Origin of the sequence: Dyella sp. (genome assembly GCF_036568765.1) — a bacterium.
Lineage (GTDB): Bacteria > Pseudomonadota > Gammaproteobacteria > Xanthomonadales > Rhodanobacteraceae > GSA-30.
The window spans coordinates 18,322-29,008 of record NZ_DATCRY010000215.1 but is presented as its reverse complement, the minus strand read 5'-3'; the positions used below and the strand labels follow the sequence as shown (position 1 = coordinate 29,008).

Genomic DNA, 10,687 nt, shown 5'->3' with positions numbered 1-10,687 from the left:
GGCATTGACCACACCGCCGGTGGTGCGGCCGAACTCCACCGAGTAGCCGCCGGTTTTGACCTGGAACTCCTGGTAGAAGTTGTACGGCGCTTCGGAAAAGCCGTTGCGGTTGTAGAAATCCGTGACGTTCAGGCCGTTGACGTAGAACGCGTTCTCCGCCACGGAAGAGCCACCGAAGGTGATGCCGCCGAACCCGGCCGTGCCCTTGTTTACGCCCGGTGCCAGCACGGTGACCGCAGTAACGTTCTGATCCACTGGCAAGCGGCGCAGTTCCTCGCGCGTGATGTTGGTGGCCGATTCGGTGGACGTTACATCGACGGCGGTTACCACATTGGTAGCGGTGACGTTGACGCCGGTCAGCTCGGTGACGCCGAGATTGACCGTGGTCGCGTTGCCCAGGGAAACGCTCACGTTGATCGGCGCGCCGAGCGATTTGCCGTCTTTGCTGCTCTCCAGCACGTACTTGCCGATCGGCAGGAACGGAAAGCGATAATTGCCCTTCTCGTCCGCGGTCACGCTGCGCACGAACCCCGTGGACGGGTCGCGCACTGTTACCGTGGCGCCTGCCTGCGTGCGGCCGACAACGGAGCCATCGTTATTGGCTGCCTGGATCGGCATGGCCAGCACCGACAAACCCAGTCCGAGCGCAACGCAAAGTCTGCGCGCACGCAGCTTGCGACTGTTGTTGAACTCCCCCATCTGACCGCCTCCCCGACGATACTGTCGATGTTCAAGCTGTGAGTGCTATCGCTCGCCGCCCCCGTGTGCGGCCGACACGATCTTCCATGCGAAGTCGTAGTCCCACTGGTCGAAATACAGGTTGCCGCCGCGCCACTCGACTTCGCCGCGTTGCGAATCGACGGTTTCGGAGCGGACAAAAGTCTTGGACGGCACGAACGCCTGGCTGTAGTCGTCGTTGAAGGCGATGCGGTAGGCATCGAGCCCGCCCAGGTAGAACCACCGAAGGGCCGGGTCGTCACCCGGACCGGGGTGTAGTTGGCCGAAGGTCACATCCACTGGAACCCAGCCGTACGGTTCCAGGTAAAGCTGTCCCCAATCGTGGATGTTGTTGTAGTCGCCAGCGGAGAAAATCCAGCCCGATTGCCAGCGCGTGGGAATGCCGTTGAGCCGCAGCAGGGTCATCAGCAATAACGTCTGCTCGCCGCAATCGCCGTGGCCGGCGTGCAAGGTGTAATCGCTGATGTTGCTGATGGTGGAGTACTCGCGTGCACCTGCCCACGGGATCTTGTCCACCGCGGCAAACAGCTTCTGCGCGATGCGATAGGGGTTTTTTTCATCGCCCACGACGCGCTTGGAGAAGGCGCGCATGGCGTCGGTGAACACGATGTGCGGTGCACGTTCGGCGATATAAGGAGCTAGCTCGGGTGTGATCTTCGCCGCCTGCACCTTGGCCGGATCGATCCGGTGGTACTGCGCGTAGAGCGTGACTTCGTAAGTGATGGCAAAGCGCGTGGGCTGGTGCGGCTGTGCCTTGGCTTCGAGGTAGACGGTGCGTTGCAGCGCCGCTTCGGGCGCCACCTGCGCGTCGCTCGGCGTACTGTCGATCAGGCGGATCGCCTGCTGCTGTCCCGGAATGGCCCGTGGGTAGGGAATCCAGGCACGCACTGTTTCACCGGCCGGCACCGCATCGGCCTTGACCGTAACCGTCTGGGTGACGCGGACCGTTTGGGGCAGTACCGAAGCCTTGCCGCTGACCAGCGCTTCGCGCACAACCGCACGGTGATAATCGTTGAGTGTTTCGTTCGGGCCGTCAGTAATCGGCGTTTGAACCTTACGTCGACGGACGGCTTCGGCGCTCAGACGAAACAGATTGCCCGGGCTACGCTTGAAGTACAGCGTGCGTCCGTCGATGGTCTGGTGCTCGAACAGTCCCTGCGCATCCCAGCGTGCGAATTCGGTGTCACTGAGGTCAGGGATCTGCTTGCGTACGCGTGCCTTGACCTCATCGGCGCTCAGGGTGAAATCGAGCAGGATGCGGCGCATGCGTTCGTGCTGGAAAGCGAGGGCGTCGCGCTTGGCCACCGGCAGTTGCGGCTCCGCGAGGGCGCGATCGATGTACGCCTGCGCCTCCTTGAAATGTCCGGCGTCGACGAGGGCGATCGTTTCCTGGAGCGGGTCGGCTTGGGCTGCGGCGAAGGCGCTCCAGCCGCCGAGGATGCAGCCGAGCAGGAGGACGCAAGCGCGCCGTTGTGCCATCGTCGCCATCTGGGAACAGGTCTTAGCCACCGCAAGAAATCCCGTGAGGTGCCGCTTGAAATTGCTGTGTAGCACGCTTGCAATACCTGGTCAATAATTTATGCTTCTTGCTAATAAGAAAGGAATTAGTTATTCCATAACAGCCGCGGCGAGCGGCGGCAGGCCTCTCAAGGGGACGCGATGATTCATTCGGTGTGGCCTTACCTGGCGCTGATGCTGTTGCTGGCCGGCTTGTTTCCCGCCCTGGAACGGCGTTATCGCTGGCGCGTCTTCGAGGTGTTGCCGCCGATCGTGCTGACCTATCTGCTGGTGACCGCCCTGGCGGTTCTGGGGCTATGGCAGGTCAACGACGAGATCCGCATGGCCCAGGCCACCCTGGTCGACCGGCTGGTGCCGGCGCTGGTGTTTCTCCTGATGATCAATTGCGATCTGCGCGCGATCTTTGCCCTCGGGCCGCGTGTACTTGCAGTGTTCGGTTGCACTGCGATCAGCCTGTTCGTGGCTTTCATCGTCACGTACCTTTTGTTTCGCCATTGGCTTCCGGGCGACGATTGGCAGCCGCTGGCTGCGTTGTCGGGCAGTTGGATGGGCGGCACGGCAAACATGATCGCGGTGAAGCAGTCGATCGGCATGTCCGATGCGCACCTGGCGATGTCACTGCTGACCGATGCGTTGTGCTATTCGATGTGGGTCGCGGTGCTGTTCTCGCTGGCACGCACGGCGCCGGCGTTCAATCGCTGGACGCGAGCGGTTTCCAGCGGCGACCTGGTGGTAAGCGCACCGCCGACGCTGGGCCCGACTACGCCCGACAGCGTGCTGTTGTGGTTAGGGATGGCGCTGGCCGCCGCGGCCGGTTCGGCCTGGCTGGGGCAGCATCTGCCGGTGGGCGGAATGATCTCGCCGGCCACCTGGACGATCTTGCTGGCGACCGTATTCGGACTGATCGTCGCGCATACGCCGTTGTCGCGTTTTCCCGGCGCGGGCGGCATTTCCAGCGCCATGTTGATCGCCGTGGTGGCGGTGCTGGCCTCGCAGAGCAATTTCAAAGGGCTGGGCGCGGCGCCGGTGTATCTGCTGTGCGGCGTCTGCATCATCGCCATCCACGCATTGCTGCTGGCGATGTTCGCGCGGCTGTTTCATTTCGACCTGTATCTGTGCGGCATTTCCTCGCTGGCGCATATCGGCGGTGTCGCCGCCACGCCGGTGCTGGCGGCTACTTACTCGCGTGCGCTGGTGCCTGTCGGTGTGTTGCTTGCACTGCTGGGTTATATCCTCGGTACGGGCTTTGGCCTGCTGGTGGCGACCGTACTTTCGCGATTGGCCGGATAACGCCATCGGAGACATGCCATGACACGTACCTTGCTTATTGCCCTGCTCACGCTCGCCCTCTGCGGACCTGCCGCCGCGGCGCAGGACGCCGTCGCGCCACCGTCGGGCGTGCTCGGTGTCGGCGAAGCGCAGCTCACTCCCGAATTTTGGGTCGCCAACCAGGAACAGCCCGATCGCGTCATCCTGGACACACAGGCTATCGCAGCGCAAAACGCCCGGCTTTACCAGGTCGATCCGACCATGCACGATCTGCACGGTCTCGCCGCTGGGCTGAACCGTGCGCAGGTACAGGGCTGGGTCGAGAAGATGTCGCAGCGGCCGAGCAAGACGCTCTACGACATGCAAGGCAAACCAGTGCCTGCATCGGTGCTCGATACTCTGATGGCGCAGTTGGCAATAGATACGATTCCGGCGACGCAGCCGACGCGCTATGGCATGGTGGTGCGGCGCGCGCCGCTGCGCAGCTTTCCTACCACGATGCGCGTGTTTAACCGGACGGGCGATACCGATATCGATCGTTTCCAGGAAAGCGCGGAATTTCCCGGTACGCCGGTCGTCATCGCGCATACCAGTGCCAACGGACAATGGTACTTCGTGGTGACGCCGCGCTATGCGGCGTGGATGGAAAAGCAGTACGTCGCCGAAGGCACGGCCGACGAAGTGCTTGGCTACATGGCGGTGACACCGTACCGGGTAGTGACCGGCGCCAGCGTGCGCACCGTGTTTACGCCCGAGGCACCACCGTTCTCGCAATTGCAACTGGACATGGGTGCCCGAATTCCCCTGCAGACTGGCCTGCCGCCAGACCAGCCGGTGAACGGTCAGCACGCGTATAGCTCATACCCCCTGCGTTTGCCTTGGCGCGACGATGCCGGCAAGCTGCACTTCGGTGCGGCGCTCCTGCAGCGCAATGCCGACAGCAGCGCGAATTACCTGCCACTGACGCGCGCCAATATCGTGCGGCAGGCCTTCAAGTTTCTTGGCGAGCGCTATGGCTGGGGCCACGATTACGACGGGCGCGATTGCAGCGGCTTCGTGTCGGATGTGTATCGCAGCATGGGCGTGGAGATGCCACGCAATACACGCGATCAAAGCATCAGCCCGGGACTGAATCATCAGGTATTCGACCAGAACGACAGTCACGACGCACGACTGCGCGCCGTCATGGCGCTGCAAACCGGCGATCTGGTCTATATCCCTGGCCATGTGATGATGGTGATCGGCCATATCGATGGCCAGCCTTACGTCATTCACGACACCGGCGGCATGAGCTACCGCGCTGCGGACGGGACAGTCCGCCACGTCAAGCTCAACGAAGTCTCCGTGACCCCCTTGCTGCCGCTGCTGTTCAACGACCGGCAGACCTACATCGACCGCATGACCAGCATCGTGCGCATTCGCCCCTGAGCAACGATGCCACGCACAACGAGCCAAGCCCATCCATGAAAATTACGGATATCCAGTTCGGCATGCTGCGCGTGCCGCTGAAGACGCCCTTCAAGACGGCGTTGCGCACGGTTAACCGCGTCGAGGACATCGTGGTGATGGTGCACACCGACACCGGCCACATCGGTTACGGCGAAGCGCCGGCGACGGCGGTGATCACGGGCGATACGCACGGTTCCATCGTCGATGCCATTCGGCATTACATCTCGCCGCGGTTGATCGGGCAGGACATTGCCGAACTGAACCGGATCACTCAGCTGATCCAAGGTTCGATGGAAAAGAATTCCAGCGCCAAGGCAGCGGTGGAAATCGCCATCTACGATCTGTGGGGCCAGCTCTACAACGCGCCGTTGTACAAGCTGCTGGGCGGTGGCGATCCGGTAATTACCACCGATATCACCATCAGCGTCGATTACATCGACAAGATGGTGGCCGATTCGGTGTCGGCGGTGGAGCGCGGCTTCGAATCGCTGAAGATCAAGGTAGGCAAGGACATTGGCGTGGATATCGAACGCGTCAAGGCAATCTATGCGGCGGTCGAGAACCGTGCGCTGTTGCGCCTGGATGCCAACCAGGGCTGGACCGCCAAGCAGGCCGTGTTCGCGCTGCAATCGCTGGAGGAAGCCGGCGTCAAGCTGGAACTGGTCGAGCAGCCGGTGAAGGCGCGCGACCTGGCGGGCCTGCGCTATGTCACCGAGCGCGTACATACGCCGATCATGGCCGACGAAAGCGTGTTCGGGCCGATGGAAGTGATCGAGCTGATACGCATGCGCGCGGCCGATATCATCAACATCAAGCTGATGAAGACCGGCGGTATCTCCAACGCCATCCGTATCGCCGATATCGCGGCTCTGCACGGGGTCGAATGCATGATCGGCTGCATGCTCGAAACCAGCATCAGCGTGGCTGCCGCAGTGCACGTGGCGGTGGCCAAGGCCGACGTCATCACCAAGGTAGATCTGGACGGCCCCTCGCTTTGCCAGTACAACCCCGTGGACGGCGGGGTGATCTTCAACGAATCGGAAATCTCGGTGACCGACGCCCCCGGCCTGGGAATCCAACAGATCAGGGAACTGGAACCGCTCTGATGTCCGCTTTGGTCAAAATACGCTCCGAGCGCGACCAGATGTCAGCGGTGGAACGTCGCATCGCCGACTTTATCCTCGAAAACGCGCAATTGCTGCGCGACTACTCCTCCCAGCAACTGGCCAATGCGCTGGGTATCAGCCAGTCCAGCGTGGTCAAGTTCACGCAGAAGCTCGGGTTCAAGGGCTACCCGGATCTCAAATACTCCATCGGCGAGGCCATCGCGCGCTCGGATAATGGCGACGCGGCCGAGCAGGCCACGCAGGCCCCGCCTGGGCCGGTGGATGGGGCAGGGCAACTATGGCGGCGCAAATCCGAGGCCGAGGAGGCCACGCGATTGATCAACCCGCCAGGCACGCTCGCGGCTGTCGCCGACGCGATCGCCGCGGCCGGAAACGCCGGCAAGATTCTGGTCATGGGGCTGGGCGAGGACGATATCTACGCGCGTGGCTTTGCGCTCAAGCTTTCCTTGCTCGGGCTGGTGGCCGTGCACAGCTTCGATATTGCGCGCATGGCCGCGCATGTATCTAGCGCAGCGCCGGGCGACCTGCTGCTGATTTTTTCGGAGCATGGCAATCATCCCGCGCTGGTCAAACTCGGTCGCTTCTTTCGCGAGCAGCGTGGTCGGTTGGTGACGATCACCCGGCATACGTCCAATCCGCTGCGGACGCTGGCCGATCTGCCGTTGCTGGTTTCCGCGCACGACGAGCGTCAGTACGTGCAATCGTTGCTCTACCAGGCGGTGGTGCAGCACTTGCTCGACCAGATCTTTGTGGCGCTGTGCGAGGGCGACGACCGGCGCCATGCGCTGTTGGTGGCCAACCTCGAACGCATTCAGCAGATGCTTGAGCCTTGAGGGAATGACACTTGTTGGATTTTGCCGAGAAAGAGTCCTCCTCACCCCGACCTTCTCCCCCAGCGAAGTTGGAGGGGCGGGAGCACGTTGCGCAAGTACGAGGCACTGAAGTTCGCCCCAGTCAGGCTCCCTCGGCTTCGCCGGGGGAGAGGTTCGGGGTGAGGGGGGCTCTCCTAGCCCTCGTTCTAACTGTTGCAGCATTCGCAACAACCAGCGCGACAGCCACAACGCCAACCTGGACCGACGCACATCAAGCCGTCGTCGTCATCACCGGCAACTGGGATGCTATTCATGGCAGCCTGCATCGCTACGAACGCGATCGCCATGCTTGGCACGCCGTAGGCAAAGCTGAGCCGGTCGTCGTCGGCCGTAACGGTGCCGCCTGGGGCAAAGATTTCGCGTCGGAAGATGCCGACGGCCCCGTCAAGCACGAGGGCGATAACCGTAGTCCCGCGGGTATTTTCCGCATCGGCGAGGCATTCGGCTATGAGCCAAAAGCGGCCACTGCGTTGCCCTACCGCAGTCTGCAAGCCACTGACTACTGCGTCGACGCGACCACCTCGCCGTTCTACAACCGCATCGTCGATACACGCGACGTCGGCGGGCAGGCCGCGAAGGATTCCACCGAGCCGATGCGCCGCGATATCCACGTGCACGGCGATCAGCGTTATCGCCTGGGTTTCGTGATTGCCAGCAACCCGGACAATACGCCGGGACTAGGCAGTTGCATCTTCGCGCACATCTGGCATTCGCCCGATACGCCCACTGCAGGCTGCACGGCCATGACACTCCCCGTCATGCAAAGCCTGCTCGGCTGGCTGCGCCCTGAGCGTAAGCCCATATTCGTATTGTTGCCGCGCAAGGTTTATCAGGCGCGATGGAAAGCCTGGCAACTGCCAGCGCCCCAGGATACTGGCGCATGAGCACGATCGACGATTTCGATGCCATCGTGATCGGTGCCGGCATGGCAGGTGCATCGGTCGCGTATTTCCTGGCACGTCAGGCACGCGTGCTGGTGCTCGAACGCGAGGACTACGCTGGCTATCACACCACGGGTCGTTCTGCGGCTTTGTTCAGCGAAACCTACGGTTCGGCGCAAGTGCGCGCACTGACGCGCGCAACGCGTCCGTTCCTGCAGTCGCCCCCGCCGGGCTTTGCCGCACACCGTCTGCTATCGCCACGCGGTTCGCTGGTGATCGCGTCGGAAGCCGATGAAGCTAGGCTGCGCCACGATTTCGAAGCGATGCGGCCATTGACCGGCGACTTGGCTTGGCTCGACAGCGAGGCGATACGCGAACGCGTGCCGGTGCTACGCGAAGCCTTCGCACATGCGGGCTTCCTGGAGCCGCGCGCCGCCGATATCGACGTCAATGAACTGCATCAAGGATTCTTGCGCGGTGTGCGCGAGCGGCACGGTGTGCTCCGCCTGGATGCGGAGGTGAGAGAGATTGTGCGGGGCCCTGGCCACTGGCTCGTTGAAGCCGGGCAGCATCGTTATCGCGCGCCCTTGTTGCTCAATGCTGCAGGTGCCTGGGTCGATCAAATCGCCGCCTTTGCCGGCGTTGCCCCGATCGGCATCGAGCCGCGCAGGCGCTCGGCCTTCCTGTTCGAGCCACCGGCGGACGTGGCTACCGCGGACTGGCCTTTCGTCACCGACGTTGGCGAAAGCTTCTATTTCAAACCCGATGCCGGCTTGCTGCTCGGCTCACCGGCCAATGTCGACCCGGACATGCCGCACGACGTGCATCCGGAGGAACTGGATATCGCGCTCGGCATTTACCGCATCGAAGAAGCCACCACCATGAGCATCCGTCGCCCGGCACGTACCTGGGCGGGGCTGCGTTCGTTCGTCGCCGATGGCGATCTGGTCGGTGGCTTCGCGCCAGACACCGAAGGTTTCTTCTGGGTCGCCGGGCAGGGCGGGTATGGCATCCAGACCAGCGCCGCGATGGGCGAGGCTTGTGCCGCGCTGGCGCAGGGTCGACCGATGCCTGCGCATCTGGCGGATGCTGGCGTTACGGCGGCAATGCTCGATCCGAGGCGTTTGACCGGCCGCCCATGATTTGCCAAAGACTCCTCCCGTTGGTTTATAGGGGGAGGTCGGGAGGGGCGGAACACTCGCGAGAAGTCGCCTGCTCTTCCGCAGGAGCATCGTGGCCTACAGGTTGCCATGAATGCCCATGGCCGGTCGGCGCAAATAAACAATGACCAATACGATCAAAACAAGGCCGCCGAGCGAAGACGGCACAATCTGACTCCACGGCTGCCAGGCGCGGAGACTGTTGCCGGCACCGGCCGAGAACATCGCGAAATAGCATCCGGTCATTTTGAGCCCATGATCCAGCGGCCGGATGCGAGCCAGCCAGTAGTTCGCCCAGAGCGGCCGACTCAGGTCATACAGCGCCACGGCACCGAGGTAGCCGGCGATGGCGTATCCGATGGCCGGACTCCATGAGGCCGAGGCACGGCCGGAGCTCAACGCCAGCAACAACCAGACACTGCCGATCAACGCGGCGCAGGCAAGCGCCGCGTCCAATATTCCCGGTCCGCGATGGCGTAGATGCAGGGCACGCAGCCCTGCAAGGAATTGATAGCCGGCCGACAGTGTCGCTGCGATCAGTGCCAGGGGTTGAGGCAGCAGCAGGTCGGCAAGTACCGCGGTGCCGATCGCGACGCCCGCCAGGGCGACAAAGAGCTTGCCCGCGCGCCGATGGATGCGGCTTCCCTTGACTGACAGGATCGGCACCAGGCCGATCGCCAAGCCGAGCACGCCGGTCCCGACATGCACGGCGATATTGATGTTATTGGCCTGCATGGTCCGCCCCTGAAGACTTGGAAATCGTAGGGTCGCGCGCAGGCGGTTCGCAAATGCTTTTGGGGCTATTGGTCGCCTTCCCAATGGCATCGATCTTTCAAATAGCGTCGAAAACGAATTTTACTGCTTGAAGTTGCTCAAGCATCTCGGTTTGCGCGTCAACGATGCGCGGATCATGACCTTCGGCCAGACCAAGGCGCTGGTCATCGAGCGGTTCGATCGAGTCTGGCACGAGGGCCGTCTGGTTCGTCTTCCACAGGAGGATTGTTGCCAGGCGCTCTCCGTGCCGCCAACGCGTAAATACCAGGCCGATGGTGGCCCCGGTATCCTGGACATCGCGAATCTGCTCCAGGGTAGCGACTCGCCGGCCGACGATCATCGCACATTGATCCAGGCACAGTTGGTTTTCTGGTTGATCGGTGCGACTGACGGACATGCCAAGAACTTCAGCGTATTTCTGCGCCCTCGCGGCGGCTACGCATTGACGCCGCTTTACGACGTATTGAGCGCGCAACCCAGCCTTGATGCACGGTACCTCGAGGGCAAGCAGATGAAGCTTGCCATGTCGGTCGGCGACAACCGGCACCACCGCATCGACGAAGTCCAGCCGAGGCATTTTTTTCAGACGGCTGAAAAAGCGGGCCTTCCGAAGGCTCTCGTCAGCAGCGCCATCGAAAACATTGCCTCGCGGATGGACAAAGCGGCGGCCGCACTAGAGGCTGAGCTGCCTGCCGGCTTTCCGCAAGAACTTCATGTGTCCGTCAGCGCGGGCATCCAAAAGCGCATGCGAGTGCTGCAGGCGTACCTGAGCCCATAGGGCGGCATGTATGGACTGTCCCAGTCGCTTGGATCGTCGGATAATGCCCGAAGGTTGCTCTGTGGCTGCCAGCAGTCAGCGCGCCGGATCTATCCAGGGTTGTCGAGATCCTAAAAAATCC

The 10,687-nt window shown here is 62.4% G+C and carries 10 protein-coding genes; 7 read left to right on the top strand and 3 right to left on the bottom strand.

Annotated elements, in window-relative coordinates; genetic code table 11:
• Both VIM98_RS15080 and VIM98_RS15075 read right to left on the bottom strand, forming a co-directional pair.
• Window positions 1-699: TonB-dependent receptor (locus VIM98_RS15080; RefSeq protein WP_331993927.1), on the bottom strand; the 699-nt coding region annotated here is incomplete at its 3' end.
• Window positions 700-744: 45 nt separating this feature from the next.
• On the bottom strand, window positions 745-2,217 hold the full coding sequence (locus VIM98_RS15075; protein WP_414650226.1) for a transglutaminase-like domain-containing protein: 1,473 nt from the start codon (window positions 2,215-2,217) through the stop codon (window positions 745-747).
• A gap of 180 nt (window positions 2,218-2,397) precedes the next feature.
• On the opposite strand from VIM98_RS15075, the gene VIM98_RS15070 reads away from it, so the two are divergent.
• From VIM98_RS15070 to VIM98_RS15045, 6 genes are all read left to right on the top strand, one after another.
• Window positions 2,398-3,546: a DUF819 domain-containing protein gene (locus VIM98_RS15070; protein ID WP_331993926.1), complete on the top strand. Its 1,149-nt coding sequence runs from the start codon at window positions 2,398-2,400 to the stop codon at window positions 3,544-3,546.
• A gap of 18 nt (window positions 3,547-3,564) precedes the next feature.
• Complete coding sequence (locus VIM98_RS15065) at window positions 3,565-4,953, top strand: SH3 domain-containing protein (protein ID WP_331993925.1); 1,389 nt, start codon at window positions 3,565-3,567, stop codon at window positions 4,951-4,953.
• Window positions 4,954-4,988: 35 nt separating this feature from the next.
• Window positions 4,989-6,080, top strand: coding sequence for a dipeptide epimerase (locus tag VIM98_RS15060; RefSeq protein ID WP_331993924.1), 1,092 nt, complete (start codon window positions 4,989-4,991; stop codon window positions 6,078-6,080).
• Window positions 6,080-6,934: a MurR/RpiR family transcriptional regulator gene (locus VIM98_RS15055; protein ID WP_331993923.1), complete on the top strand. Its 855-nt coding sequence runs from the start codon at window positions 6,080-6,082 to the stop codon at window positions 6,932-6,934. The genes VIM98_RS15060 and VIM98_RS15055 overlap by 1 nt, the downstream gene beginning before the upstream one ends.
• A 158-nt stretch (window positions 6,935-7,092) precedes the next feature.
• Window positions 7,093-7,857: a hypothetical protein gene (locus VIM98_RS15050; protein ID WP_331993922.1), complete on the top strand. Its 765-nt coding sequence runs from the start codon at window positions 7,093-7,095 to the stop codon at window positions 7,855-7,857.
• Window positions 7,854-8,996 (top strand): FAD-dependent oxidoreductase, encoded by a 1,143-nt coding sequence (locus VIM98_RS15045; RefSeq protein ID WP_331993921.1) that lies wholly within the window; start codon window positions 7,854-7,856, stop codon window positions 8,994-8,996. Before VIM98_RS15050 ends, VIM98_RS15045 begins: the two co-directional genes overlap by 4 nt.
• A 96-nt stretch (window positions 8,997-9,092) precedes the next feature.
• Here the strand turns inward: VIM98_RS15045 and VIM98_RS15040 are convergent, their stop codons facing one another.
• The gene (locus VIM98_RS15040; RefSeq protein ID WP_331993920.1) at window positions 9,093-9,749 is read right to left on the bottom strand and encodes a hypothetical protein; all 657 of its coding nucleotides are present in this window, start codon (window positions 9,747-9,749) and stop codon (window positions 9,093-9,095) included.
• Window positions 9,750-9,816: 67 nt separating this feature from the next.
• Here VIM98_RS15040 and VIM98_RS15035 point away from each other — a divergent pair, with 67 nt between their 5' ends.
• Window positions 9,817-10,566: a HipA domain-containing protein gene (locus VIM98_RS15035; protein WP_331993928.1), complete on the top strand. Its 750-nt coding sequence runs from the start codon at window positions 9,817-9,819 to the stop codon at window positions 10,564-10,566.
• Window positions 10,567-10,687 lie beyond the last annotated feature (121 nt).

What these genes read in the sequence shown, in the direction of transcription:
- VIM98_RS15075 (WP_414650226.1), bottom strand. Translation starts at nt 2,217, where the DNA reads ATGGCACAACGGCGCGCTTGCGTCCTCCTGCTCGGCTGCATCCTCGGC.
- VIM98_RS15070 (WP_331993926.1), top strand. Translation starts at nt 2,398, where the DNA reads ATGATTCATTCGGTGTGGCCTTACCTGGCGCTGATGCTGTTGCTGGCC.
- VIM98_RS15065 (WP_331993925.1), top strand. Translation starts at nt 3,565, where the DNA reads ATGACACGTACCTTGCTTATTGCCCTGCTCACGCTCGCCCTCTGCGGA.
- VIM98_RS15060 (WP_331993924.1), top strand. Translation starts at nt 4,989, where the DNA reads ATGAAAATTACGGATATCCAGTTCGGCATGCTGCGCGTGCCGCTGAAG.
- VIM98_RS15055 (WP_331993923.1), top strand. Translation starts at nt 6,080, where the DNA reads ATGTCCGCTTTGGTCAAAATACGCTCCGAGCGCGACCAGATGTCAGCG.
- VIM98_RS15045 (WP_331993921.1), top strand. Translation starts at nt 7,854, where the DNA reads ATGAGCACGATCGACGATTTCGATGCCATCGTGATCGGTGCCGGCATG.
- VIM98_RS15040 (WP_331993920.1), bottom strand. Translation starts at nt 9,749, where the DNA reads ATGCAGGCCAATAACATCAATATCGCCGTGCATGTCGGGACCGGCGTG.